Below are 25,762 nucleotides of genomic sequence, written 5' to 3' on the forward strand. Positions count from 1 at the left end.
CTTGATAAACAATATGTTAGCACTCAAAAGCTATGCGTGTGAGGTTGCGGTGGTCTATTTGAGAGTTGCTACGACATCGGTAATGGCTTGTGTACTTGTGATGGGGATTAAGAAATCATCGACATCAGTTGCGCCCATTTTGCTTTGTTCAGCAATAAAGGTCATTTTACTCGGTCGAGTCGTTTTCCCTGACAAATGGATTTCAGGAACCTGAGTGTCTTCTACTAATGCACGTACGTTACTCGCATTAACGCCAGCACCCGCCATGATTGCAATGCGTCCTTGGGCTTGTTCAACAAGAGATTTAAGTACTTTCTGGCCTGCTGGCGCAGAAGGTGCGAGCCCTGAAGTGAGAATGCGTTCGCAGCCCAAACTGATGACCTCTTCCAATGCTGATTGAGCGTTTCTACATTGATCAAAAGCACGATGGAACGTTATGCCCAGCCCTAATTCCTGTGCGAATTCGCACAGTGCTGTTGCAAAGGGCATGTGAATATCCCCCTCTTGAGTGAGTACACCTAAAACCACACCATCCAAGCCCGATTGGTGAGCCGCTTCAATATCCCACCGCATCATTTCGATCTCTTCTTCATTGTAGAAGAAGTCACCTTGGCGTGGGCGGATCATGGCATAAACTGGAACACTAGAAAGCTTAGCCGCTTGCTGCATAAAGCCATAACTGGGTGTTAGTCCGCCTAAAGCCAAAGAGGAGCAAAGCTCAATCCGAGTGGCGCCGCCAGCAATGGCGTAGTGCAGAGATTCAATATTATCGATACAGACTTCTAGGTGAGTAACCACGTTCATTTATCCTGCTAACGTTACAAATAAGTGTTGTGGCTAAGATATTAACAGGGCCAGTAAGCAGAATCTGTATGGAGGGCATGAGAAATAGAGGTAAAGTTTACGCTGCAGCGTTACCTCATTTTGGCGGTTTATCTGAAGGTAAAAGAAAGCCCAGAGCATTTGCTCTGGGCTTTGATAGGACTTTACTTAGACTGATTGGCGTTTGCGGTTTTCCGCATTAGCTTTTTGCTTTATATACATCCAACCATCACACCCGTTGAGCTAGGGTGAAGGTCTATTATTTTTTGCCTAGGTCAGCTGCGTGCTCAGATAGGAACGCTGCAACACCTTTTGGAGATGCGTCCATACCTGCTTTACCTTCTTCCCATTGTGCAGGACATACTTCGCCGTGCTTCTGGTGGAAGTTAAGAGCGTCAACCATGCGTAGCATTTCGTCGATGTTACGGCCTAGTGGTAGGTCGTTAACTACTTGGTGACGTACAACGCCTTCTTCGTCGATTAGGAAAGAACCACGGAAAGCAACGCCTGCTTCTGGGTGCTCAACGTCGTAAGCTTTACAGATTTCGTGCTTAACGTCAGCAACTAGTGGGTACTTAACTTGACCGATACCGCCATCTTCGATAGCAGTGTTACGCCATGCGTTGTGAGAGAACTGAGAATCGATAGAAACACCGATTACTTCAACACCTTTAGCTTGGAAATCAGCTAGACGGTTGTCGAATGCGATTAGCTCAGATGGGCAAACGAAAGTGAAATCTAGTGGGTAGAAGAATACTACTGCTTTCTTACCTTTAGTGAACTCTGCAAAGTTGAAGTTTTCAACGATTTCACCGTTACCTAGAACAGCTGCTGCAGTAAAATCAGGGGCTTGACGACCTACTAGTACCATTTTTTTGCTCCTAAAAAGTATGGTTAGTTCCAAACCGAATTCAGTTGTGTCGGTTTGGTCCGTGTTTGTACGAGACAAACTATAGTACAGATTGTAGTATTGAAAAAAGCGAAATAAATAGATTGAGTTAATCGAAAAAAACGATAATAGCAAAACTCTTAACTCGATCACTGGAACGGCGGTAGATACAAATACAATTATGAATAAATGGCCCAGTTTGAAGCAGTTGCACTACTTAGTCACACTGCATGAAACAAGACATTTTAGTGACGCTGCAGAGCGTTGTTTTGTCAGTCAGTCGACTTTAAGTAAAGGTATTCAAAACTTAGAGGAATTGATTGGTTGTCCATTATATGAAAAGAAAGACAAGAAAAGTCCACTGGTTTTTACCCAAACAGGAGAAATGGTAGTAAAGCAGGGGCGAGAGCTGTTAGCAAAAGGGCAAGATTTGGTCGAGCTTGGACGTATGTGCCAAGGCGACGATATGCAAGGCCAGCTAAAAGTGGGATGCATACCAACAATTGCTCCGTTTTTACTGTGTGATTTGGTGCAAGAGGTTAACTACCGTTTCCCACAACTGAATCTTTTATTAAGAGAAGACACGACAACAAACTTACTTCAAGCGCTTAGACACGGTGAGCTGGATGTACTCATTTTAGCGTTGCCAGTCGAAATTGACGGTATGGAAAGCCGAGTGGTGGGTAAGGATCCGTTTCGAATGGTTATTAGTGCGAATCAAGCCCAATCGGTGCCTGTGCCGATTCGTTACGCAGATTTACCTGACGAATCCGTCTTTTTATTAGAGAAAGAGCATTGCTTAACGGAACACGCGGTATCTGCGTGTAAATTAACAGATAAAGAAAAAATTAATCCGTTTACAGCAACCAGCCTTCATACTTTGGTGCAAATGGTTGCGAATGGTTTGGGAACAACGTTCATTCCTCAAATGGCTATCGACCACGGCCTACTGCATAACCAGAATTTAGTCGTGATCGATCCCCCAGGAAAGCAAGCCTATCGCGAAATTGGCTTAGTTTGGCGTCCGAGTTCATCAAGAACGAAAACATTTAATCAGCTTGCAGAAGTCGTTTCCGAACTGCTTTAGCTATTAGTATTAGCCTCTACATCTCCATTATTTATCTAAAAGCGCACTGAAAACAGTGCGCTTTCTAGTATTTTATTCTGTTGGTGAACTTTGACTTGTAAAATTTTACAGCTCTTCTTTGATGAAGCTTTCATAAAATAGTGAAATTTCACAATGTTAATTTTACACAAAACCTTGTATGTCTTGTTTGACCCTTGTTTGAATCCACCTTGCCAGCCCTTGTGAATACAAGGTGTTTGTTTGCCAGTCTATATTCATACACTCGTTTGAAATGATAAATCGACCTTAAAATTAATGTAATTTAATTACGTAATAACTTACAAAAATAGGTGTTCGATAGGCGGTTTTTACCCTGCCGAATAAAACTTCGAATTTTCTTTTTTGTTTATCTTGGGGGTTTCGTTAAACCCTTTGTTGAGATAGCTTATTTAAAGGCCGATAAGACTTATGTCTAGATTGAAAATACACATAACATTACGCAATCTATCGACATGGCTAGACGAGTTGAACACAAAGTTAAAGGATGTAATTTGTTGTTCATAACTTACAAATGTAGCTTTACGCTGACTGCCCAAGATGGATAAAGCACGTTAAGGATGAATGATTATGCTTGCTCAGACAGAACAAAAAACACAACAACTAAAGCAAACCCAAGGCATGCTTGAGGTGAATGGAGTCGTTGCTCCAGAGCATCAAGCAATTTTCCCTGTTGAAGCCCAAACCTTTTTATCTCTACTGTGTGAAAAATTTGCCGGACGTGTTGAGCAGTTGCTGGAAGCACGAGAAGAGAAGCAAGCGCGTATCGATGCAGGTGAGCTGCCAGACTTTTTACCAGAGACACAAGACATCCGTGAAGGAAGCTGGAAGATCCTGGGAATCCCACAAGATCTGCAAGATCGCCGTGTGGAGATTACCGGACCAACTGATCGCAAGATGGTGATTAACGCACTGAATGCGAATGTGAAAGTGTTTATGGCAGACTTCGAAGATTCAATGTCTCCAGCATGGAGTAAAGTGCTGGATGGGCAAGTGAATTTACGCGATGCCGTGAATGGCACCATCAGTTACACCAACCCTGGCAATGGCAAGCATTATCAGCTGGAAGATGACCCAGCGGTGTTGATCTGCCGTGTTCGCGGCCTTCATTTAAAAGAAAAACACGTTACGTGGCACGGTCAGATCATTCCAGGTGCGCTATTTGATTTCGCTCTGTACTTCTATAACAACTACAAAGCGTTACTTCAAAAAGGCAGCGGCCCTTATTTCTACATTCCAAAACTGCAATCGCATCACGAAGCGAAGTGGTGGAGCGAAGTGTTCCATTTCACGGAAGACTATTTCGGTCTTGATACAGGCACCATCAAAGCGACTGTGCTGATTGAAACTTTACCAGCCGTATTCGAAATGGATGAGATTCTGTTCTCACTTAAAGAACACATCGTTGGTTTGAACTGTGGTCGCTGGGATTACATCTTTAGCTACATCAAAACCTTGAAGAAGCACCCTGAACGCGTACTGCCAGATCGCCAAGTGGTCACTATGGACAAGCCATTCTTGAACGCTTACTCGCGATTATTGGTGCGTACTTGTCATAAACGAGGTGCTTTCGCGATGGGAGGAATGGCCGCCTTTATCCCAGCGAAAGACCCGCAAGAGAATCAAAAAGTATTAGACAAGATCCAGACTGACAAATCGCTAGAAGCAAACAATGGTCACGACGGTACTTGGGTAGCTCATCCAGGTTTGGCTGACACCGCGATGGAAGTTTTTAGTGCTGTACTGGGCGAGCGCACCAACCAATTGGATGTGAGTCGTTCAGAGGATGCACCTATTACAGCGGCTGAACTACTCGAGCCTTGTGAAGGCGAGCGTACAGAAGCCGGAATGCGCCACAATATTCGTGTTGCGCTGCAATACATCGAAGCTTGGATTTCTGGTAATGGTTGTGTACCGATTTATGGCTTGATGGAAGATGCGGCGACAGCTGAAATCTCTCGCGCTTCTATCTGGCAATGGATTCAACACGGCAAGTCGCTAGATAACGGATTGAAGGTCACTAAGGATCTGTTCGAGCTCTATCTAAAAGAAGAGATTGAAGTCGTGAAACAAGAAATTGGCGAGCAGCGCTACCAAGCGGGTCGATTTGAAGAAGCGGCAGACTTGATGGCAAGGCTCACTACGAGCGATGAGCTGACCAACTTTTTAACAGTTCCTGGTTATGACTACCTGGATTAATAAAGAATAACTGTAACACCAATAACGTGAAGGATTTTCAAGGCAGATAGGGAAGTACTGCCTGAGAACGGAAACTCAACGCACACGCATAAAGTGCAAATTATAAAGAGGGATAGACCAATGACTAACTTAACTCGCCGCCAACAAATTGAAGCTCTGGAAAAAGACTGGGCAACTAACCCGCGCTGGAAAAATGTAAAGCGTACATATACTGCCGAGGAAGTGGTGGAACTGCGTGGTTCTATGGTACCAGCCAACACAATTGCACAACGTGGTGCAGACAAACTTTGGTCACTGGTCAACGGTAGCGCGAAAAAAGGTTACGTAAACTGTCTTGGTGCGTTAACTGGTGGCCAAGCTGTTCAACAAGCTAAGGCTGGTATTGAAGCGATTTACCTATCTGGTTGGCAGGTAGCGGCGGACAACAACACCGCTTCAACGATGTACCCTGACCAGTCTCTATATCCAGTCGATTCTGTACCGTCAGTAGTAAAACGCATCAATAACTCGTTCCGTCGTGCAGACCAAATCCAATGGTCTGCAGGTAAATCGCCTGAAGATGAAGGCGGTATTGACTACTTCCTACCAATCGTAGCGGATGCTGAAGCGGGCTTTGGTGGTGTGCTTAACGCTTACGAGCTCATGAAGTCGATGATCGAAGCAGGCGCAGCGGGCGTTCACTTTGAAGACCAGCTAGCATCGGTGAAAAAGTGTGGCCACATGGGCGGCAAGGTATTAGTTCCAACGCAAGAAGCGGTACAAAAACTGGTTGCTGCTCGTTTAGCTGCTGATGTAGCGGGTACAACAACCTTGGTTATTGCTCGTACTGATGCGAATGCGGCAGATCTCATTACTTCAGATTGCGACCCATACGATAAAGACTTTATTGAAGGTGAGCGTACTCAAGAAGGTTTCTACCGCGTTCGCGCAGGTATCGACCAAGCCATCTCTCGCGGCCTAGCTTACGCACCGTATGCAGATTTGATCTGGTGTGAAACAGCGACGCCATGTTTGGAAGAAGCACGTAAGTTTGCAGAAGCGATTCACGCTGAATACCCAGATCAATTGTTGGCATACAACTGTTCGCCGTCCTTCAACTGGGAGAAGAACCTAGATGCCGAAACTATTGCTAAGTTCCAACAAGAGCTGGCAGACATGGGCTACAAGTACCAATTCATCACGCTAGCAGGTATTCACAACATGTGGTTCAACATGTTCGAACTGGCACACGCTTATGCTCAAGGTGAAGGTATGCGTCATTATGTTGAGAAAGTTCAGCGTCCTGAATTCCAGGCGGCAGAAAAAGGCTATACATTTGTTGCACACCAACAAGAAGTAGGTACAGGTTACTTCGATAGAATGACCAATACTATCCAAGGTGGTAACTCTTCAGTGACCGCATTGACAGGTTCGACCGAAGAAGACCAATTCTAATTGGCAGAGAAACACTTCCTTAATCAGCGTCAGTAATGGCATTTTGAGCGGCAACCCTGCCGCTCTTTTTTCGTTTAAAACGTTTAAGAAACGAAATTTACACCCAAGATAAAGCGTTTGCGTATTATTCTTCTGGCTCGATTTCTTCGGGTTCCACTTCTTCTTGCAGTTCCAATAAGTTAATCGCAATGGTCACAAAGTCACTGTCAGTAATGATGCCTACCAATCGACCCTTGGTGACAACAGGTAAACAGCCAACTTTGTGCTTTTGCATATAGATAGCGCTCTCTTTAAGCCCCGCGATGGGTTCGGCCGTCATGATGTTGGTGTGCATCATTTCGTAGAGCGGTGTATCTAGAGTAAAAGATTGTTCAGCCTCATCTGGGTGCAAGCTCGATTCTTGAGCAGCAAGAATGTCGCGTTGAGTCACCAAGCCTTGTAAGTGGTTATTGGCATCAACAACCGGAATATGTCGAATATCAAGCGCATCCATCATGCTTTTTGCATCACGCAAGGTGTGCGTGCGCAGTAAGGTATGAGGATTACGAGTCATCATGTCTTCAACCTTGATCATAGAGACCTCCAGCGGCATTGTCCTTCTCTTAAATATAGAGAATATTTTTCTGTATATCTGGGAGCTAACTCGTTTTTCATCAATTAAATAGCACAATACACTTGCGCTTCTTTTTGTCTGCGTAATCTGTGTCTTATCGACGTTTTTATTAATTTGAATAAGTCGGTTTGTGTGCGAGTCAGTTGGCATTTTTAATTGATATTGAATGGATCGCCAAGGTAATCCAATGAATTGAATCGCACATTTTTATTCGCTGGATTTTCCAAGATTCGTCTCTCGAAGAAGATACGTTCAGGCTTACCAAATTGAAGACAGCAACCTAAATGAAAAGAACAACGTGTAACAAACTCATTGCGCTGGCAGTGGCAGCATTCAGTGTGCAATCAGCACAGGCGATTGTGTTAGGAGATGAACTAACCGACTCTGTTGATCGTGCTACTTTACGAGCAAGTAATATGGCAGAGTTCCCACTGTGTGGCGGCACCATGCTGACGGAGCAGTGGGTGTTGACTGCGGCACACTGCGTGGTAATGGGGCAGGGAACGAACGAAGCAAGCTACTATGTGACCCCGCCGGGCGAGTTGTCGGTGAATGCGAATGTGCATGAACTTAATTCAGCAGGGCTTGATAACTTCTATCCGGTGTCTCACGTTGTGGTTCACCCTGATTACACGCGGATTTCAAAAGCTGAGACTGACAGTAGTGGTAACGTGAAACCTATCCAAACCGGTTTAGACTCAGACATCGCGTTGCTCTATCTCACGCGCCCAGTGGCAAACGCGAGCTTTGCTGATTTAGCAAACAAAGCCGACATGGAGAGTATCGAAGCGCGTTTGGCAGTGGATTGGAACGATAATTACCTGACCAATCAACGTGTCGAAAATGTGCAAGTGTTTGGGTGGGGGACCACTCAGCCGGATGCTTCTGAACCTTCCAATACGCTCAAAACCACCATTAGTACATTTTTACCCATCGACAAATGTTATGAGCGTTTAGAAATTGGCAGCAGTTTTCCGGGGATCATCGACTCAAGAGAAAACCAAACCAAAATTTGTACGCTACCAACGAAAAACCGAGTATTAGAGCCGGATAGCCACACCCAATATGGCAACTCTGCATGTAAAGGTGACAGTGGGGGGCCGCTGGTCGATGTGGCGACGGGAAAACAGATTGGTATTGTTAGTGGTGGACCTCTCATTCTTCCGACTTGTGGCTCTTTGACGATTCCAAGTTTCTACACCAAGGTGAGCCAATATTACGACTGGGTACAGTCTTACATTACTGCCGATGCGCCACCAAGTAGCTACATCATTGCACCGAACTTTATTAAAGAGGCTAATAACGAAGTCGGCGGAGATAAAGAGTGTCACGACGGTATCGCAACTAATAACTGTGATTTCAAAGGGTCAGATGATGATGGTGGCAGTTTGGGTCTGTGGCTATTGGGTCTATTCGTACCCTTGGCGTGGTGGCGAAGGCGTGAGGTTTGATAGGGCTATTTGAATACCAAACGAGTAAGCAGCGTTATGCGCTGCTTTGCTTTTTAATGTTCCATTTCTTTCGACTTAAACTGAAAAATAATGCCAAGTGATCGCGGTTTTTCACGTTTTATTACACTCTTCATCATGGCTTTTACAGTGATATTCTGGGGATTTGCTTGCTATTGCAGCATGTAAACATATACTAGTCTGCTGCGAAAAACTCGTCGCAATTTTATCGTCGTCCTAGACGTGATTTGACCAATATATAAGACAAGTAACATGCAAGTATCAGATTTCCATTTCGACCTTCCAGATGAACTTATCGCTCGTTACCCTCAGCCAGAGCGTACCGCTAGCCGACTATTACAAATGGACGGCAATACCGGAGAGCTAATTGATGGCACATTTACTGATGTATTGGGCCAAGTTCAACCCGGTGATCTCGTGGTGTTTAATAATACTCGTGTTATACCTGCTCGTCTTTTTGGTCGTAAAGAGTCGGGTGGTAAGCTAGAGGTGCTGGTGGAGCGCATGCTTGACGAGAAAAGCATCCTCGCGCACGTTCGCTGCTCTAAATCTCCAAAACCAGGTACGACCATCATTGTTGGCGAGAATGATGAATACTCAGCAGAAATGGTGGCGCGTCATGACGCTCTATTTGAACTGAAATTTAACGCTGATAAGACGGTATTAGAAATTTTGGAAGAAATCGGCCACATGCCGCTTCCTCCTTACATTGACCGCCCAGATGAAGATGCAGATAAAGAGCGTTACCAAACCGTATATAACCAGAAGCCAGGCGCAGTAGCGGCGCCGACAGCGGGTCTTCATTTTGATGATGTTCTACTAGAGAAAATTAAAGCGAAAGGCGCAGAGTTTGCTTACGTCACTTTGCACGTTGGTGCTGGTACATTCCAGCCAGTAAAAGTAGAAAACATCAACGATCACCATATGCACGCTGAGTACGTAGAAGTACCGCAAGAAGTCGTCGAAGCAATTAAAGCGACGAAAGCGCGCGGTGGACGAATTATTGCTGTTGGTACTACATCGGTACGCTCACTTGAAAGCGCAGCGCAAGACGCATTGAAAAAAGGGACTGAGTTGGTCCCATTCTTTGGTGATACAGAAATCTTTATTTTCCCTGGCTACGAATATCAGCTTGTGGATTGCTTGATTACCAATTTCCACTTGCCAGAATCCACACTGATCATGTTGGTGAGTGCATTTGCAGGTTATGAGAACACCATGAATGCTTACAAGCATGCGGTAGAAAACAAATATCGCTTTTTCTCATATGGTGATTCAATGTTCATCAAGAAGAAAACGATTTAGTAAAAAATAAGATTTACGAGTGCTAGCAGTAAGCTAGGAAATAGAGCAGAACCTCTGCTTTATCTCTCGCAAGGAAAAGCGACCGCTCCTTAAAGTAGGGTAGAGCCCTAAACACTCAGTCAGACTGTTTCTCTGACACCCGGAGGCATCGTGAAATTAAAATTCGATCTTAAGAAGAAAAACGGCAATGCGCGTCGTGGTCAACTGACTTTCGAACGTGGCACTGTTCAAACCCCAGCGTTTATGCCAGTTGGTACTTACGGTACGGTTAAAGGCATGACGCCAGAAGAAGTGAAAGGTACGGGCGCAGAAATCCTACTAGGTAACACGTTCCACCTTTGGCTGCGTCCAGGTCAAGAAGTCATGAAAATGCACGGCGACTTGCATGATTTTATGAACTGGCACGGTCCTATTCTTACTGATTCAGGCGGCTTCCAAGTATTCAGCCTTGGCAAGATGCGTACTATTACCGAAGAGGGTGTGCACTTCCGTAACCCAGTTAATGGTGACAAGATTTTCATGGACGCAGAAAAGTCGATGGAAATTCAAAAAGACCTAGGTTCTGATATCGTCATGATTTTTGACGAGTGTACGCCATACCCAGCGACACACGATGAAGCGAAGAAATCGATGGAAATGTCGCTACGTTGGGCACAGCGCTCACGTGATCACTTCGAGAAGCTAGAAAACCCGAACAACCTGTTTGGTATTGTTCAAGGTGGTGTTTACGAAGATCTACGTGATGTGTCGGTAAAAGGTCTAACGGAAATCGGTTTTGACGGTTACGCGGTTGGTGGCTTGGCAGTAGGCGAGCCTAAAGAAGATATGCACCGTATTCTTGAGCACACTTGTCCGCAGCTTCCAGAAGACAAGCCTCGCTACCTAATGGGCGTGGGTAAACCAGAAGACTTGGTTGAAGGTGTTCGCCGTGGTATCGACATGTTTGACTGTGTAATGCCAACGCGTAACGCGCGTAATGGTCACCTGTTTGTGACTGGTGGTGTGATCAAGATCCGTAATGCGAAACATAAAACGGATACAACCCCGTTGGATCCGCACTGTGACTGTTACACTTGTCAAAACTACAGTAAATCGTACCTTCATCACTTAGAGCGTTGTAATGAAATTCTGGGTGCTCGTCTGAATACGATCCACAACCTACGCTACTACCAGCGTCTGATGGAAAGTATTCGTAAAGCGATTGATGAAGATCGTTTTGATGAGTTTGTTACCGAGTTCTATGAGCGTCGTGGCCGTGAAGTGCCACCACTAGCAAAAGAACAGTCATTGACGGACTAAAAAGAATTAAAGCCTTTGGCATGTCGCCAGAGGCTTTTGCTAATAAAGTAGGCTAACGCACGTTATTTTTGAGAGAGTGATCGCTATTAGTTACTCTCAGACTTGAATCTAAAATGCGAAAGCCCAACTTGTTGGATTATCAATAAAATATAATGAGGATGTTTTAATGTTTATTTCTCAGGCTCACGCAGCAGCAGAAGGCGCGCCAGCAGGCGGTGGTTTTGAAATGCTAATCATGCTTGGCATGTTCGCAGTGATCTTTTACTTCATGATTTACCGCCCACAAGCGAAACGTGTAAAAGAGCACAAGAACCTAATGGCTTCTATGGGCAAAGGCGACGAAGTTCTAACTAGCGGTGGCCTAGTGGGTAAAATCACTAAGATTGCTGAAGACAATGACTACATTTCAATCGAGCTTAACGCGAACAATGAAGTGGTAATCAAGAAAGACTTCATCACTGCAGTGTTGCCAAAAGGTACGCTTAAGTCTCTATAAAACAGCTAAAGGATCCTCGCTGTGCTAAACCGTTATCCATTATGGAAGTACTTGATGGTATTTTTTGCCATCATCACCGCTGCGTTATACGCACTTCCAAATATCTACGGTGAAGATCCGGCTATTCAAGTTACAGGGGCGCGTGGCGCCTCTGTAGATATGTCAACGCTGGATGCTGTCACTACTGCTCTTGATAAAGAGCAACTCTCTCATAAATCCATTGCTTTAGAGAATGGATCAATTCTTGTTCGTTTTAACGACACTGACACGCAAATCAGTGCTCGTGATGTCATCAGCGAAGCGCTTGGCAAAGACACAATTGTTGCACTTAACCTTGCTCCTTCTACACCCGATTGGCTAGAAGCGATTGGCGCGTCACCATTAAAGCTGGGTCTTGACCTTCGTGGTGGTGTCCACTTCTTAATGGAAGTAGACATGGACGCTGCGATGGAAAAGCTCGTTGGTCAGCAAGAAGAAGCTTTCCGTAGCGAACTTCGTGAGGCAAAAATTCGTTATCGTGCTATCCGCCCTTCTGGCAAAGAAGCGGTAGAAGTTCTGCTACGTAACGAAGAGCAATTAGCAGAAGCGAAAGCAATGCTAGAAAAGAATCACCCGGACATGCTCTTTGTCGAATCTGATTCAAATGGCCGTTACGCTCTTACTGCGACCTTTACCGAGCAACGTTTACAAGAGATCCGTAACTACGCTGTTGAGCAAAACATTACGATTTTACGTAACCGTGTAAACGAGCTAGGTGTTGCAGAGCCTCTCGTTCAACGTCAAGGTGCAAGTCGAATTGTTGTTGAGCTTCCTGGTGTTCAAGATACTGCTCGTGCAAAAGAGATTCTAGGTGCGACTGCAACGCTAGAATTCCGTGAAGTTGACGATAAAGCTGACCTATCAGCGGCGGCAAATGGTCGTGCGCCAGCAGGCAGTGAAATCAAAATGGACCGAGACGGTCGTCCGGTTGTGCTTAAGAAGCGTGTTATTCTTGGTGGTCAAAGCATTACGGATGCAAGCTCAAGTGTCGATGAATACGGTCGTCCACAAGTTAACATCTCGCTAGACAGCGAAGGTGGTAACAAGATGTCAGCGTTCTCTAAGAAGAACATCGGTAAGCTAATGGCTACCGTGTTTGCTGAGTACAAAGACAGTGGTCGTCGTACGCCAGAAGGCAAAGTCATCCTAGATAAGCATGAAGAAGTCATCAACCAAGCGACGATTCAATCGGCTCTTGGACGTAACTTCCGTATCACGGGTATAGACTCCGCAGCTGAAGCGCACAACCTTGCACTTCTATTACGTGCTGGTGCACTGATCGCACCTATCTCTATCGTTGAAGAGCGTACTATTGGTCCATCAATGGGCCAGCAAAACATCGATATGGGTATCCAAGCGTGTATCTGGGGTATGGTTGCCGTAATGCTGTTTACGCTGCTTTACTACCGTGGCTTTGGCTTGATTGCCAACATCGCTCTAATGGCTAACTTAGTGTTGATCATTGGTGTTATGTCGATGATTCCAGGCGCTACCATGACGCTTCCGGGGATTGCCGGTATCGTGTTAACGGTCGGTATGGCGGTTGATGCGAACGTACTGATCTTCGAGCGTATCCGTGAAGAGCTTCGTGATGGGCGTAGTCCACAACAAGCGATTCACCAAGGTTACGCGAATGCATTCAGTACGATTGCCGATGCGAACATCACGACACTGATTACTGCAATTATCCTATTTGCAGTCGGTACTGGTGCAGTGAAAGGTTTCGCGGTTACTCTATCTATCGGTATCTTAACTTCAATGTTCACCGCCATTATTGGTACACGTTGTATCGTGAACCTGATTTACGGTGGCAAACGCGTTGATAAATTGTCGATCTAAGGCTGGGAATTAATATGTTTCAAATTCTAAAAGCAGAGAAGACGATCGGCTTTATGCGTTGGTCGAAAGTAGCATTCGTTTTTTCAATCTTTATGATTGCTGCTTCTATCTTCACTTTGTCAACTAAGTGGCTAAATTGGGGCCTAGACTTCACTGGCGGTACGCTAATTGAAGTTGGCTTTGAAAAACCTGCGAACCTTGAAAAAATCCGAACCGCTTTAGATGCGAAAGGTTTTGGTGATGCGACAGTACAAAACTTCGGTAGTGCTCGTGAAGTAATGGTTCGTCTTCGTCCACGTGACGACGTTTCTGGTGAAACGCTGGGCAACCAAATCATTGGTGCTATCAAAGATGGTACTGGCGAAAGCGTAGAAATGCGTCGTATTGAATTCGTAGGTCCTAACGTTGGTGATGAGCTAACAGAAGCTGGCGGTCTAGCGATCCTCGTGTCGCTGATCTGTATCCTGCTTTATGTCTCGATGCGATTTGAATGGCGTCTAGCGGCTGGTGCGGTTATGGCATTGGCTCACGATATCATTATCACGTTAGGTGTTTTCTCATTCCTACAAATAGAAGTTGACCTAACCATCGTCGCGGCATTATTAACGGTAGTCGGTTACTCGCTCAACGATACCATCGTTGTGTTTGACCGTATCCGTGAAAACTTCCGTAAGATGCGTAAAGGTGAGCCAGCCGATATCATGGACGCTTCAATCACCCAAACGTTGAGCCGTACGTTGATTACCTCGGGTACAACATTGTTCGTGGTAATTGCACTGTTCATGCAGGGTGGTGCGATGATTCACGGCTTCGCAACCGCACTTCTACTTGGTATCACTGTAGGTACTTACTCTTCTATCTACGTAGCATCAGCACTAGCGCTAAAACTGGGCATCCAGAAAGAGCACTTGATGCCACCTCAAGTAGAAAAAGAAGGCGCAGAGTTCGACGAAATGCCATAAGGCAGGTTGAGAATCGAAAACAAAAACCGCTGAGCAATCAGCGGTTTTTTTGTATCTGAATCGAGCCGTATGCTTGCAGAACCTCACTGTATGGAGAGCCTTACATTACAGCTAAGTAGATACGGTTCAGTAGATACAAAAAAGCCCCGCTCATTGAGTGGGGCTTTCTAAAGTCATCAGCGTGACGGGCTAAATATGACTTTCAAATCTTACTTAAGGATCGCGCTGTTACCGTTTTCGCGGATGTGCTTAAGGATAGATTTTACGCCACGAGCGCTTGAAGCAACAATGTTACCAGACTTCATGTACTCAGTGCCGCCAGCAAAGTCAGTTAGGATTGCGCCAGCTTCACGAGCAATAAGCTCACCTGCTGCCATATCCCAAGGTTTTAGACCTAGCTCGAAGTAACCATCAACACGGCCAGCAGCCACGTAACATAGGTCAAGAGCAGCAGAGCCGCTACGACGGAAATCAGCACATTCAGTGAATAGCGCACCAACGATCTTGATGTAAGACTCAGCGTGTTGTTTCTGCTTGAATGGGAAGCCTGTTGCTAGAACAGTACCTTGAAGGTCTTTTAGTTGAGCAACACGAATACGCGCACTGTTTAGTTGAGCGCCAGCACCACGTTGTGCAGTGAATAGCTCGTTTTGCATTGGATCGTAAACACAAGCAACTTCAGTTTTGCCTTTGATACGAACAGCGATAGAAACCGCGAAGTGTGGGTAACCTTTTACAAAGTTAGTGGTGCCATCCAGTGGGTCGATGATCCATTGTACGTCTTTATCTTTACCTTCGATAAGACCTTGTTCTTCAGCAACGATACAGTGCTCAGGGTAAGACTGCTTGATAGTATCGATGATGATGTATTCTGCTTCTTTATCTACATTAGTGACAAAGTCATTAGTGCCTTTAAGAGTAGATTCTACTTTATCAGTGTTTTCTAATGATTTAGCAATATGATTGCCTGCCTTTCGCGCAGCGCGAATAGCAATGTTTAGCATTGGATGCATACGAATTTCCCAACGGATGTTAAAGAACAAATGAAAGCGGCGGCGAGTATACCAGAGATCAGTAAAAAGGGAAGTGGTTATTTTTTGTTCTAAAGTCAGTGGTTTTATTGTATTTAGCTTGAGGCGAACGAGAACAATGACCAAGAATGAGAAGAGAGGCCTGCTTCGCCCTAGGGAGTGTTAAAAAACTATGGTAACATTCTGCGGTTTTAATTTAGGTAGCAAACACAGATGTTGGATCAAGTAAAAATTGTACTCGTAGGTACCTCTCATTCAGGCAATATTGGCTCAGCAGCTCGAGCTATGAAAGTGATGGGTTTAAGCCAACTAGTATTAGTCGATCCACAATGTGAAGTGGACGAACAAACTCTTGCTTTGGCTGCGGGTGCTGGTGATATTGCTCAAAATGCAAAGATTGTCGGCACATTAGAAGAAGCGGTTGAAGATTGCAGTCTCGTGGTGGGCTCCAGTGCTCGCTCTCGTACATTAGAATGGCCAATGCTTGAGCCACGTGAATGTGGTGAGAAATTTGCGGTTGAGGGTAGAAAACACCCTGTCGCGCTCGTGTTTGGTCGTGAAAGAACTGGTCTAACAAATGAAGAGCTGCAAAGGTGTCACTACCATGTTTGCATTCCTGCTAACCCTGAATATAGCTCGCTTAACCTAGCGATGGCCGTACAAACTCTGAGTTACGAAGTACGAGTTGCGCATTTGAACTTAGAGCAAAGCCAGTTTGCCCCAAATGAGCCGGAAGAGTACCCACGTCATAGAGAGCTCGAAATGTTCTTCGAGCATCTTGAAAAGGTGATGGTTGAGACCCAGTTTATCAATAAAGAGCAACCAGGACAGGTGATGAATAAATTGCGTCGCTTGTTCTCTCGTGCTCGGCCAGAAACCCAGGAGCTCAATATTCTACGCGGCATTTTAACCTCGATAGAAAAGAAGTTCTGAATAAAGAATAACCACTTTAGGTGTAAGGATGAATACCTGAGTAAAATGGTCAAATAAATACTTGACCAAATTACTCAGGTATGGAAAAATCTTAACCATTACAAACCATGTGGATACGGTGTGGTATGAAACTTACATCTAAAGGAAGATATGCGGTGACAGCCATGCTGGATGTGGCACTGCATTCGCAACAAAACCCTGTACCTCTTGCTGACATCTCAGAGCGTCAGGGGATCTCGCTCTCTTACTTAGAGCAGCTATTTTCAAAATTGCGTAAAGCAGGTCTCGTTGCCAGCGTTCGTGGTCCTGGTGGTGGTTACCGACTTGGTGCCGACGCACACAGTATCGCTATTGGTACCGTGATTGCAGCCGTTGATGAGTCAGTCGATGCAACCAAATGCCAGGGCAAAGGAGATTGCCAAGGCGGAACACGTTGCCTTACTCACACGCTATGGCGCGACTTAAGCTCTCGCATTAGTGACTTCTTGAATAACATCACTCTTGGTGAGTTGATGACAGACAATGAAGTCCTCGAAATTTCTGATCGTCAGGACATTGATCTGGCGGTAACCCATGGGCTATCAAACAAAAATACAACCGCCGCGCCCATCGGTGTAAACGTCCGCTCTTAGCGGTCAGCTTTTTACATTGGAGTAGAGAATGAAACTGCCGATTTATCTTGATTATTCCGCTACATGTCCAGTTGATCCACGTGTTGCTGAAAAAATGGTTCAGTACATGACAATGGATGGCACATTTGGCAACCCAGCGTCGCGTTCGCACCGTTACGGCTGGCAGGCAGAAGAAGCGGTCGATACTGCTCGTGAGCAAATTGCTGACCTTCTAAATGCAGATCCTCGCGAAATCGTATTTACATCTGGTGCGACAGAATCAGACAACCTTGCTATTAAAGGTGCAGCGCACTTTTACTCGAAGAAAGGCAAGCACGTAATCACTTGTAAAACAGAGCACAAAGCCGTTCTTGACCCATGTCGTCAACTTGAGCGTGAAGGCTTTGAAGTGACTTACCTTGAGCCAGAATCAAATGGCTTGATCGATCTAGAGAAGCTTAAAGCGGCAATGCGTGATGACACAGTGCTTGTGTCTATTATGCACGTAAACAACGAGATTGGTGTGGTTCAAGACATTACAGCGATCGGCGAATTGTGTCGTGAGCGTAAAATTGTTTTCCACGTGGATGCAGCGCAATCTGCAGGTAAATTACCAATCGACGTTCAAGAGATGAAAGTTGACCTAATTTCGCTTTCTGCTCACAAAGTTTATGGCCCTAAAGGTATCGGTGCACTTTACGTTCGTCGTAAGCCTCGTATTCGTCTTGAAGCGCAAATGCACGGTGGCGGCCATGAGCGTGGTTTCCGCTCTGGTACACTTCCTACTCACCAAATCGTTGGTATGGGTGAAGCATTCCGCATTGCAAAAGAAGACATGCAAAAAGATTACGATCACGCTTTAGCGCTTCGTAACCGTCTTTTTGATGGCGTGAAAGACTTAGAAGCAGTGACGGTAAACGGTGACCTTGAGCAACGTGTACCACACAACCTAAACATCAGCTTCGCATTCGTAGAAGGTGAATCACTACTAATGTCGCTTAAAGATCTAGCGGTATCTTCTGGTAGTGCTTGTACGTCTGCAAGCCTTGAGCCTTCTTACGTTCTTCGTGCCCTAGGCATGGATGATGAATTGGCTCACAGCTCGGTTCGTTTCTCGTTTGGTCGTTTCACGACTGAAGAAGAAATTGATTACGCAATTGAACAAATCCGCGTTGCAGTGACTAAGCTACGCGACATGTCTCCTCTATGGGATATGTACAAAGAAGGGATTGATTTGAGCACTGTTGAATGGGCTCACCATTAATCTCAGGGATTGAAATAGAGGATTCGAGGTAATTTATCATGGCATACAGCGAAAAAGTAATTGATCACTACGAGAACCCACGTAACGTTGGTTCATTCGATAAAGAAGACCCATCAGTAGGTAGCGGCATGGTTGGCGCTCCAGCTTGTGGTGACGTAATGAAGCTTCAAATCAAAGTGACACCTGAAGGTATCATCGAAGATGCGAAGTTCAAAACATACGGTTGTGGTAGTGCAATCGCATCAAGCTCACTAGTAACTGAGTGGGTAAAAGGCAAGTCAGTTGATGAAGCAGCAGCAATTAAAAACTCTGAAATTGCTGAAGAGCTAGAGCTTCCACCAGTGAAAGTTCACTGTTCAATTCTTGCTGAAGATGCAATCAAAGCAGCGGTTGCAGACTACAAGAAAAAACACCAAGAATAATTATTCCGTAATATAATGGGAGCTTTGACGCTCCCATTCCAATCGAAATTTAGACAGACTAAGGTGCAGTATGGCCATCACAATGACAGAATCAGCGGCAAGTCGCGTAAGAGCATTCCTAGATAACCGAGGCAAAGGTATCGGTTTACGTCTTGGAGTGAAGACGACTGGTTGTTCAGGCATGGCATATGTACTTGAGTTTGTTGATGAGCTTAACGAAGAAGATGAAGTTTTTGAACTCTCTGGAGTGAAAATCATCATCGACAAAAAAAGCTTAGTGTACCTAGACGGTACCGAATTGGATTACGTGAAAGAAGGGTTGAATGAAGGTTTTGAATTCAACAACCCTAACGCGAAAAGTGAATGTGGTTGTGGTGAAAGCTTCAACGTCTAATTGATTGTCCTTCTGGGCAAGCGAGTCCGGAAGGCTTTACTAGGACCCGAACTTAATGAATCACTTTGAATTATTTGGGCTACCAAGTCAGTTTAAGCTGGATGGTAGCCTTCTTTCTTCTCAGTTCCGAGAACTACAAAAACGCTTCCACCCGGATAACTTTGCAACGGGATCTGAACGTGACCGTTTGATGGCGGTGCAAAAGGCAGCGCAAATCAACGATGCCTATCAAGTTCTGAAAAATCCTATCTCCCGTGCCGAGTACATCCTCGCAGAGCAGGGAGTTGAGATCCGAGGTGAACAGCAGACAATGCAAGATCCAATGTTCTTAATGGAGCAAATGGAGCTGCGCGAAGAACTGGAAGAAATTGCTGACAGCACCGATCCTGAATCGGCGCTTTTTGACTTCGATTCTAAGGTCAGCAAAATGTACAAACAGCATCTGGCAAGCGTCGAGCAAGAGCTTGATGATGGTCTTTGGGCTGAAGCCGCAGACCGAGTTCGTAAGCTAAAATTCATTGCCAAACTAAAGAACGAAATTGAACTAGTCGAAGACAAACTCCTCGGCTAGTTAGCGTGACAAGGACCTATCATGGCACTACTTCAAATCGCAGAACCGGGCCAAAGCTCGGCACCTCATGAGCATAAGTTAGCAGCGGGTATCGACTTAGGTACTACCAACTCTTTGGTTGCTTCTGTACGTAGCGGCGATGCAACTCCACTTGCGGACGAGCAGGGCCGTACTATTTTACCTTCAGTCGTTAATTACACTGAGGAAACGTTAACGGTTGGCCACGAAGCCAAAGCCAAAGCAGAGCTTGAACCAGAGAACACTATTATCTCTGTAAAACGTTTGATCGGTCGTTCATTAAAGGACATTCAGTCCCGTTACTCTTCACTTCCTTATCGTTTTAGAGAGAGTGAAAATGGTCTTCCGATCCTGCAAACGCCTCAAGGTGACAAAAACCCGATTGAAGTATCTGCGGACATTCTAAAAGCGCTAGGTAAGCGAGCAGAAGAAACGTTAGGTGGGGAGTTAGCGGGTGTTGTGATCACTGTTCCTGCTTACTTTGATGATGCTCAGCGTGCAGGTACGAAAGACGCCGCGAAATTAGCTGGTCTTCATGTTCTCCGTCTGCTTAACGAACCAACCGCCGCGGCAATTGCTTATGGCCTAGACTCAGGCCAAGAAGGTGTGATTGCGGTTTACGATCTAGGTGGCGGTACTTTTGATATCTCTATCCTACGTTTATCGAAAGGCGTATTTGAAGTATTAGCAACAGGTGGCGATTCTGCCTTAGGCGGTGATGACTTTGACCATCTGTTAGCGGATTACCTAATGGAGCAAGCGGGTCTCGAAGCCCCACTTTCTGCTGAAAAAAACCGTACGCTACTGAACATTGCTACTGCGACTAAGATTGCTTTCTCTGAGCAAGACAGCGTTGATGTTGACGTGTTTGGCTGGAAGGGCACCGTTACTCGTGAGCAGTTCGAAGATCTGATTCGCCCATTAGTGAAGAAAACACTAATGTCTTGTCGTCGTGCATTAAAAGATGCTGATGTTAACGCAGACGAAGTACTCGAAGTTGTCATGGTTGGTGGTTCAACACGCACATTGCTGGTTCGTGAAATGGTAGGCGAGTTTTTTGGCCGCACACCGCTAACAAGCATTAATCCTGATGAAGTTGTCGCAATCGGCGCGGGTATCCAAGCCGACATTCTAGCGGGTAACAAGCCTGATTCAGAAATGTTACTTCTTGACGTGATCCCACTGTCGCTTGGTATTGAAACCATGGGTGGTTTGGTTGAGAAGATCATCCCTCGCAATACCACGATTCCTGTTGCGCGTGCGCAAGAATTTACCACATTCAAAGATGGCCAAACGGCCATGAGTGTTCATGTGGTACAAGGTGAGCGTGAAATGGTTGATGATTGTCGTTCACTGGCTCGTTTCTCATTGAAAGGCATTCCACCGATGGCGGCGGGTGCGGCACATATTCGTGTGACTTACCAAGTTGACGCTGACGGCCTTCTTTCTGTTACGGCAATGGAAAAGAGCACCGGTGTTCAGTCAGAGATTCAAGTAAAACCTTCTTACGGGTTAAGCGATAATGAAGTGGCGGATATGCTGCGTGATTCAATGACTCACGCTAAAGAAGACATGCAAGCTCGTGCGCTAGCTGAGCAGCGTGTTGAGGCCGACCGTGTGATAGAAGGTTTGATTGCAGCGATGCAAGCTGATGGTGACGAACTACTATCAGAACAAGAGAAACAAGGCCTGATAAAAGCCATCGAAGCCTTGATTGAGCTGCGTAATGGTGATGATGCCGATGCGATTGAGCAAGGCATTAAAGATACCGATAAAGCGAGCCAAGATTTCGCATCGCGCCGTATGGATAAATCGATTCGAGCTGCGCTGTCAGGTCAATCAGTAGACGATATATAAGAGATAAGTAGTTATGCCTAAGATTATTGTATTACCACACGACGATTTGTGCCCAGAAGGCGCAGTGTTGGAAGCAAACACTGGTGAAACCGTTCTGGACGTAGCGCTAAAAAATGGTATCGGTATTGAACATGCGTGTGAAAAATCATGTGCTTGTACCACCTGCCACGTGATCATCCGTGAAGGTTTTGATTCGCTAGAAGAAAGTGAAGAGCTGGAAGACGACATGCTGGATAAAGCGTGGGGTCTAGAGCCTGAATCACGTCTAGGGTGTCAGGCGAAAATTGCTGATGAAGACTTAGTGGTAGAAATTCCTAAGTACACGCTAAACCACGCTTCAGAAGATCACTAAACTATCTTCCCAATATAGGGAAGAAGCAAAAGGAAGATGAGCAATGAAATGGACAGATTCTCGCGATATCGCGATTGAACTTTGTGACAAGTTTCCAGATGTTGATCCGCAAACGGTGCGTTTTACCGATCTTCATCAATGGATCATGGAGTTAGATGAGTTTGAAGATGACCCAAACCATTGTAACGAAAAGATTCTGGAAGCCGTTATCATGTGCTGGATGGACGAAGCAGACTAAGTCTGTAAAACACAGCCTAGTTAACAATTCTTACTAAAAAAAGCGGACCTTTAGGTCCGTTTTTTTATCCAATTGACATTTTTGCCCTACATAATGCTAACATCCGTGAGTTATTAAAAAGAAGCAGCGTAGGCAACGCTGCTATAAGACAAGGAGAAACCATGTCTACACAGATGTCTGTATTTTTAAGTCAAGAGTCGGCAGCACCACATTGGGGTGAAAAAGCACTGCTTTCATTCGCTGAAAACGGCGCAACCATTCATTTAGGTGAAGGTCACGATCTTGGTGCAATTCAACGTGCAGCTCGTCAGCTAGATGGCCAAGGAATTCGTTCTATTTTTCTTTCCGGTGATAACTGGGATTTAGAGAGCGTTTGGGCTTTCCACCAAGGTTACCGTAACCCAAAAAAACATGGCTCAGTTGAGTGGTCTGCATTGTCTGAAGAAGATCAAGCAGAGCTTCAAGCGCGTATTACTGCGACTGATTTTACCCGCGATATCATCAATAAAACCGCAGAAGAAGTTGCCCCTCGTCAGCTAGCGACAATGGCCGCTGAATTCATCAAATCTGTTGCGCCTAAAGGCACAGTGACAGCTCGTATCGTCAAAGACAAAGACTTGTTGGCAGAAGGTTGGGAAGGCATTTACGCAGTAGGCCGTGGTTCGGAGCGTACTTCTGCGATGCTCCAGCTAGACTACAACCCGACAGGTGACGAGAACGCACCAATATTCGCGTGTCTTGTCGGTAAAGGTATCACCTTTGATTCGGGTGGTTACAGCTTGAAGCCTTCTAACTTCATGAGCGCAATGAAAGCAGACATGGGTGGCTCAGGCACCATCACCGGTGGTCTTGCACTGGCGATTCTTCGTGGTTTGAACAAGCGTGTAAAACTGATCCTTTGTTGTGCAGAGAACATGGTTTCTGGTCGCGCACTCAAGCTTGGCGACATCATCACCTACAAAAACGGTAAAACCGTTGAAATCATGAACACCGATGCAGAAGGTCGTTTAGTGCTTGCTGATGGCCTTATCTACGCCAGTGAACAAAAACCTGAGTTAATCATTGATTGTGCAACACTAACAGGTGCGGCGAAGAATGCGTTGGGTAATGATTACCACGCACTAATGAGTTTCGATGACGAGTTATCGCATCAAGCGCTCACTGCGGCAAACCAAGAAAAAGAAGGTTTATGGCCGCTACCACTTGCTGACTTCCACCGTGGAATGCTGCCGTCAAACTTTGCTGACCTATCGAATATCAGTTCTGGCGACTACTCTCCGGGTGCAAGCACAGCAGCAGCATTCTTGTCTTACTTCGTAGAAGACTACAAAAAAGGCTGGTTGCACTTCGACTGTGCGGGTACATACCGTAAAGCCGCGTCTGATAAATGGGCTGCGGGAGCTACGGGTATGGGCGTTCGTACACTTGCTCGTTTCCTCAATGAGCAAGCTGGTAAATAAGATTGATTGCGGCACTCCTTGTTTGAGTGCCGCTCTTACCCAGTAAGTCACTTTAAAAACACAACTATTATTACAAGTACAGAAAGGAAATTTTATGGCTCTAGAAAGAACATTTTCAATCATTAAGCCGGATGCGGTAGAGCGAAACCTGATTGGTGAAATCTATAACCGTATTGAAAAGGCTGGCCTACGTATTGTCGCTGCTAAAATGGTCCACCTGACTGAAGATCAGGCAAGCGGTTTTTATGCAGAGCATGAAGGCAAAGAGTTTTTCCCTCCACTAAAAGAGTTCATGACATCTGGTCCTATTATGGTTCAGGTACTGGAAGGTGAAAATGCGATTGCACGTTACCGTGAGCTGATGGGTAAAACTAACCCAGAGGAAGCGGCATGCGGCACTTTGCGTGCTGATTACGCACTTAGCATGCGTCACAATTCAGTTCATGGTTCCGATAGCCCTGAATCTGCAGCGCGTGAAATTGAGTTTTTCTTCCCTGAGTCAGAGGTTTTCTCTCGCTAATTAGGGGTGATACTTCACTTGTTAGTGATGGTCTGATACAGAAAAGCCTCGGAACTTTCCGAGGCTTTTTCATTTCATATACCTAAGTTGAGTGGCAATGTTGACTGCATAAGTGATCTCTTAGACGCTAACTAGTCTGACTATATAATGGACTTTAAAGCCCAGTAACGTGAGTTATTTTTAGTCTTTTCCCTTTACGATTTCTACGCTTTTACTTTTGATAGTGTAATAGCCACTTAATAGCGTAAGGGGTGCTTAAAATTTAATCATTTTGAATTTAATGCCTTAGCAAACTCAGGGTTTTACACCCCTTGTTGTGGCTGCATAAAGGCTGTACAATTCGCGCCCTTATTCTTGTTTCAGTCATTGAGAGGCAACATGACCACTGAAAAAATCAATCTACTCGACTTTGATCGCAAAGGCATGCGTCAGTTTTTCGCAGAAGAACTCGGCGAGAAAGCGTTTCGTGCCGATCAGGTTATGAAGTGGATCTACCATTTCGGTGTAGATGACTTCGAAAAAATGACAAACATTAACAAGAAGCTGCGCGAAAAGCTTTTACACAAGTGCGAAATCAAGGCACCAACAGTCGCAGAAGCTCAGCACTCTTCTGATGGTACAATCAAGTGGGCGATGAACGTTGGTGATCAGGATGTGGAGACGGTTTACATTCCAGAAGATGATCGTGCAACGCTTTGTGTGTCTTCTCAAGTAGGTTGTGCGTTGGAATGTAAGTTCTGCTCAACCGCACAGCAAGGCTTTAACCGTAACTTGAAAGTTTCAGAGATCATCGGTCAGGTGTGGCGCGCTGCACGTGAAATTGGTCTTGAGAAAGAAACAGGTCGCCGCCCAATTACTAACGTCGTGATGATGGGGATGGGTGAACCGCTTCTAAACATGAAGAACTTGATCCCGGCATTAGAGCTAATGCTGGACGACCTTGGCTTTGGTTTGTCAAAACGTCGTGTGACTGTATCTACATCAGGTGTGGTTTCTGGTCTTGATCAGATGACAGGCAAAATCGATGTCGCGTTGGCAATTTCCCTTCATGCGCCAAACGATAAGTTGCGTAGTGAAATCATGCCAATTAACGATCGTTGGGATATTCAAGATTTCCTAGCATCAGTTCGTCGTTACATCGCTTCATCGAATGCAAACCGCGGTAAGGTAACGGTTGAGTACGTACTTCTTGATCATGTGAATGATGACATGGACCATGCTCGTGAACTGGCTGAGCTGATGAAAGACACACCATGTAAGATTAACTTGATTCCGTTTAACCCGTATCCAGGTTCACCTTACAAGAAACCAAGTAACTCACGTATTGATCGCTTCCAAAAAACATTGATGCAATATGAGCATACAGTAACGGTTCGTAAGACTCGTGGCGATGACATTGATGCAGCGTGTGGTCAGTTAGTCGGTGATGTGATTGACCGAACTAAACGTACTGCAATGTTAAAAGCGTCGCGCGGTGCTGATACCATTGAAGTAAAAGCGGTATAAACGACCGGAATTCAAAAATAGCCAGAGCCATTTGCTCTGGCTATTTTGTTTATCGATAAGAGCATTTCTGCCAAGATTTATGACGACAACTCTCCA

25 protein-coding genes are annotated in these 25,762 nt (G+C 45.3%); 21 read left to right on the plus strand and 4 right to left on the minus strand.

Going from position 1 to position 25,762, the window contains the following annotated elements:
• Positions 1-54: 54 nt before the first annotated feature.
• Entirely contained in the window at positions 55-798 is a 744-nt protein-coding gene (locus tag MTR11_RS03540) for a copper homeostasis protein CutC (RefSeq protein ID WP_109170053.1), read from the minus strand.
• Positions 799-1,081: 283 nt separating this feature from the next.
• A complete protein-coding gene (locus tag MTR11_RS03545; RefSeq protein WP_005381738.1) occupies positions 1,082-1,693 on the minus strand; it encodes a peroxiredoxin C in 612 nt (203 codons plus the stop codon).
• Between the two features lie 199 nt (positions 1,694-1,892).
• On the opposite strand from MTR11_RS03545, the gene MTR11_RS03550 reads away from it, so the two are divergent.
• The 3 genes from MTR11_RS03550 (at position 1,893) to aceA (ending at position 6,467) form a co-directional block, all read left to right on the plus strand.
• A complete protein-coding gene (locus MTR11_RS03550) occupies positions 1,893-2,798 on the plus strand; it encodes a hydrogen peroxide-inducible genes activator (RefSeq protein ID WP_005383681.1) in 906 nt (301 codons plus the stop codon).
• A gap of 606 nt (positions 2,799-3,404) precedes the next feature.
• Positions 3,405-5,033 (plus strand): malate synthase A, encoded by a 1,629-nt coding sequence (gene aceB, locus MTR11_RS03555; protein WP_054868178.1) that lies wholly within the window; start codon positions 3,405-3,407, stop codon positions 5,031-5,033.
• Between the two features lie 120 nt (positions 5,034-5,153).
• Positions 5,154-6,467, plus strand: a complete 1,314-nt coding sequence (gene aceA / locus MTR11_RS03560; RefSeq protein ID WP_005391585.1) for an isocitrate lyase — start codon at positions 5,154-5,156, stop codon at positions 6,465-6,467.
• 124 nt (positions 6,468-6,591) lie between these two features.
• Here the strand turns inward: aceA and MTR11_RS03565 are convergent, their stop codons facing one another.
• Entirely contained in the window at positions 6,592-7,041 is a 450-nt protein-coding gene (locus MTR11_RS03565; protein WP_005391583.1) for a CBS domain-containing protein, read from the minus strand.
• Positions 7,042-7,364: 323 nt separating this feature from the next.
• On the opposite strand from MTR11_RS03565, the gene MTR11_RS03570 reads away from it, so the two are divergent.
• The 6 genes from MTR11_RS03570 (at position 7,365) to secF (ending at position 14,489) form a co-directional block, all read left to right on the plus strand.
• Positions 7,365-8,531 carry a S1 family peptidase gene (locus tag MTR11_RS03570; RefSeq protein ID WP_243327025.1) on the plus strand — a complete coding sequence of 389 codons (1,167 nt, stop codon included), beginning with the start codon at positions 7,365-7,367 and terminating at the stop codon, positions 8,529-8,531.
• Positions 8,532-8,801: 270 nt separating this feature from the next.
• Positions 8,802-9,854 (plus strand): tRNA preQ1(34) S-adenosylmethionine ribosyltransferase-isomerase QueA, encoded by a 1,053-nt coding sequence (gene queA, locus MTR11_RS03575; protein ID WP_046874341.1) that lies wholly within the window; start codon positions 8,802-8,804, stop codon positions 9,852-9,854.
• Between the two features lie 150 nt (positions 9,855-10,004).
• Complete coding sequence (tgt, locus tag MTR11_RS03580) at positions 10,005-11,153, plus strand: tRNA guanosine(34) transglycosylase Tgt (RefSeq protein WP_005391577.1); 1,149 nt, start codon at positions 10,005-10,007, stop codon at positions 11,151-11,153.
• Between the two features lie 166 nt (positions 11,154-11,319).
• A complete protein-coding gene (gene yajC / locus MTR11_RS03585; RefSeq protein ID WP_005381725.1) occupies positions 11,320-11,649 on the plus strand; it encodes a preprotein translocase subunit YajC in 330 nt (109 codons plus the stop codon).
• A gap of 21 nt (positions 11,650-11,670) precedes the next feature.
• Entirely contained in the window at positions 11,671-13,527 is a 1,857-nt protein-coding gene (gene secD / locus MTR11_RS03590; RefSeq protein WP_006741889.1) for a protein translocase subunit SecD, read from the plus strand.
• A gap of 14 nt (positions 13,528-13,541) precedes the next feature.
• Entirely contained in the window at positions 13,542-14,489 is a 948-nt protein-coding gene (gene secF / locus MTR11_RS03595) for a protein translocase subunit SecF (protein ID WP_005391572.1), read from the plus strand.
• Positions 14,490-14,698: 209 nt separating this feature from the next.
• On the opposite strand, the gene suhB is transcribed toward secF, so the two are convergent.
• Positions 14,699-15,502, minus strand: a complete 804-nt coding sequence (gene suhB / locus MTR11_RS03600) for an inositol-1-monophosphatase (protein ID WP_012842115.1) — start codon at positions 15,500-15,502, stop codon at positions 14,699-14,701.
• A gap of 231 nt (positions 15,503-15,733) precedes the next feature.
• Here suhB and trmJ point away from each other — a divergent pair, with 231 nt between their 5' ends.
• The 12 genes from trmJ to MTR11_RS03660 all read left to right on the plus strand — a co-directional run bounded on the left by trmJ (position 15,734) and on the right by MTR11_RS03660 (position 25,666).
• Positions 15,734-16,453 (plus strand): tRNA (cytosine(32)/uridine(32)-2'-O)-methyltransferase TrmJ, encoded by a 720-nt coding sequence (gene trmJ, locus MTR11_RS03605; RefSeq protein ID WP_006741887.1) that lies wholly within the window; start codon positions 15,734-15,736, stop codon positions 16,451-16,453.
• A 125-nt stretch (positions 16,454-16,578) separates the two neighbouring features.
• Positions 16,579-17,085, plus strand: coding sequence for a Fe-S cluster assembly transcriptional regulator IscR (gene iscR / locus MTR11_RS03610; RefSeq protein WP_005381720.1), 507 nt, complete (start codon positions 16,579-16,581; stop codon positions 17,083-17,085).
• A 28-nt stretch (positions 17,086-17,113) separates the two neighbouring features.
• The gene (locus MTR11_RS03615; protein WP_005391556.1) at positions 17,114-18,328 is read left to right on the plus strand and encodes an IscS subfamily cysteine desulfurase; all 1,215 of its coding nucleotides are present in this window, start codon (positions 17,114-17,116) and stop codon (positions 18,326-18,328) included.
• 38 nt (positions 18,329-18,366) lie between these two features.
• Positions 18,367-18,750: a Fe-S cluster assembly scaffold IscU gene (iscU, locus tag MTR11_RS03620; protein WP_005381718.1), complete on the plus strand. Its 384-nt coding sequence runs from the start codon at positions 18,367-18,369 to the stop codon at positions 18,748-18,750.
• A 70-nt stretch (positions 18,751-18,820) separates the two neighbouring features.
• A complete protein-coding gene (iscA, locus tag MTR11_RS03625; protein WP_005391554.1) occupies positions 18,821-19,144 on the plus strand; it encodes an iron-sulfur cluster assembly protein IscA in 324 nt (107 codons plus the stop codon).
• A 55-nt stretch (positions 19,145-19,199) separates the two neighbouring features.
• A complete protein-coding gene (gene hscB / locus MTR11_RS03630) occupies positions 19,200-19,715 on the plus strand; it encodes a co-chaperone HscB (protein WP_012842113.1) in 516 nt (171 codons plus the stop codon).
• A gap of 21 nt (positions 19,716-19,736) precedes the next feature.
• Positions 19,737-21,590, plus strand: a complete 1,854-nt coding sequence (gene hscA, locus MTR11_RS03635; protein ID WP_243327026.1) for a Fe-S protein assembly chaperone HscA — start codon at positions 19,737-19,739, stop codon at positions 21,588-21,590.
• Positions 21,591-21,603: 13 nt separating this feature from the next.
• Positions 21,604-21,942, plus strand: coding sequence for an ISC system 2Fe-2S type ferredoxin (gene fdx, locus MTR11_RS03640; RefSeq protein ID WP_005391548.1), 339 nt, complete (start codon positions 21,604-21,606; stop codon positions 21,940-21,942).
• Between the two features lie 43 nt (positions 21,943-21,985).
• Entirely contained in the window at positions 21,986-22,180 is a 195-nt protein-coding gene (gene iscX / locus MTR11_RS03645) for a Fe-S cluster assembly protein IscX (RefSeq protein WP_005391546.1), read from the plus strand.
• Positions 22,181-22,341: 161 nt separating this feature from the next.
• A complete protein-coding gene (gene pepB, locus MTR11_RS03650) occupies positions 22,342-23,640 on the plus strand; it encodes an aminopeptidase PepB (protein WP_005391544.1) in 1,299 nt (432 codons plus the stop codon).
• A 94-nt stretch (positions 23,641-23,734) separates the two neighbouring features.
• On the plus strand, positions 23,735-24,160 hold the full coding sequence (gene ndk, locus MTR11_RS03655; protein WP_005391542.1) for a nucleoside-diphosphate kinase: 426 nt from the start codon (positions 23,735-23,737) through the stop codon (positions 24,158-24,160).
• 378 nt (positions 24,161-24,538) lie between these two features.
• A complete protein-coding gene (locus MTR11_RS03660) occupies positions 24,539-25,666 on the plus strand; it encodes a bifunctional tRNA (adenosine(37)-C2)-methyltransferase TrmG/ribosomal RNA large subunit methyltransferase RlmN (RefSeq protein ID WP_005391540.1) in 1,128 nt (375 codons plus the stop codon).
• The last annotated feature ends 96 nt before the right edge of the window (positions 25,667-25,762 follow it).

This window comes from Vibrio sp. CCB-PB317 (assembly GCF_022808245.1).
GTDB classification, from domain to species: Bacteria; Pseudomonadota; Gammaproteobacteria; order Enterobacterales; family Vibrionaceae; genus Vibrio; species Vibrio diabolicus.

Coding starts and splice junctions, on each gene's coding strand:
- aceA (WP_005391585.1), top strand. CDS start 5,154: ATGACTAACTTAACTCGCCGCCAACAAATTGAAGCTCTGGAAAAAGAC.
- ndk (WP_005391542.1), top strand. CDS start 23,735: ATGGCTCTAGAAAGAACATTTTCAATCATTAAGCCGGATGCGGTAGAG.
- iscX (WP_005391546.1), top strand. CDS start 21,986: ATGAAATGGACAGATTCTCGCGATATCGCGATTGAACTTTGTGACAAG.
- fdx (WP_005391548.1), top strand. CDS start 21,604: ATGCCTAAGATTATTGTATTACCACACGACGATTTGTGCCCAGAAGGC.
- iscR (WP_005381720.1), top strand. CDS start 16,579: ATGAAACTTACATCTAAAGGAAGATATGCGGTGACAGCCATGCTGGAT.
- MTR11_RS03615 (WP_005391556.1), top strand. CDS start 17,114: ATGAAACTGCCGATTTATCTTGATTATTCCGCTACATGTCCAGTTGAT.
- MTR11_RS03570 (WP_243327025.1), top strand. CDS start 7,365: ATGAAAAGAACAACGTGTAACAAACTCATTGCGCTGGCAGTGGCAGCA.
- hscB (WP_012842113.1), top strand. CDS start 19,200: ATGAATCACTTTGAATTATTTGGGCTACCAAGTCAGTTTAAGCTGGAT.
- queA (WP_046874341.1), top strand. CDS start 8,802: ATGCAAGTATCAGATTTCCATTTCGACCTTCCAGATGAACTTATCGCT.
- iscA (WP_005391554.1), top strand. CDS start 18,821: ATGGCCATCACAATGACAGAATCAGCGGCAAGTCGCGTAAGAGCATTC.
- MTR11_RS03660 (WP_005391540.1), top strand. CDS start 24,539: ATGACCACTGAAAAAATCAATCTACTCGACTTTGATCGCAAAGGCATG.
- pepB (WP_005391544.1), top strand. CDS start 22,342: ATGTCTACACAGATGTCTGTATTTTTAAGTCAAGAGTCGGCAGCACCA.
- iscU (WP_005381718.1), top strand. CDS start 18,367: ATGGCATACAGCGAAAAAGTAATTGATCACTACGAGAACCCACGTAAC.
- secF (WP_005391572.1), top strand. CDS start 13,542: ATGTTTCAAATTCTAAAAGCAGAGAAGACGATCGGCTTTATGCGTTGG.
- aceB (WP_054868178.1), top strand. CDS start 3,405: ATGCTTGCTCAGACAGAACAAAAAACACAACAACTAAAGCAAACCCAA.
- MTR11_RS03545 (WP_005381738.1), bottom strand. CDS start 1,693: ATGGTACTAGTAGGTCGTCAAGCCCCTGATTTTACTGCAGCAGCTGTT.
- trmJ (WP_006741887.1), top strand. CDS start 15,734: ATGTTGGATCAAGTAAAAATTGTACTCGTAGGTACCTCTCATTCAGGC.
- hscA (WP_243327026.1), top strand. CDS start 19,737: ATGGCACTACTTCAAATCGCAGAACCGGGCCAAAGCTCGGCACCTCAT.
- MTR11_RS03565 (WP_005391583.1), bottom strand. CDS start 7,041: ATGATCAAGGTTGAAGACATGATGACTCGTAATCCTCATACCTTACTG.
- suhB (WP_012842115.1), bottom strand. CDS start 15,502: ATGCATCCAATGCTAAACATTGCTATTCGCGCTGCGCGAAAGGCAGGC.
- MTR11_RS03550 (WP_005383681.1), top strand. CDS start 1,893: ATGAATAAATGGCCCAGTTTGAAGCAGTTGCACTACTTAGTCACACTG.
- yajC (WP_005381725.1), top strand. CDS start 11,320: ATGTTTATTTCTCAGGCTCACGCAGCAGCAGAAGGCGCGCCAGCAGGC.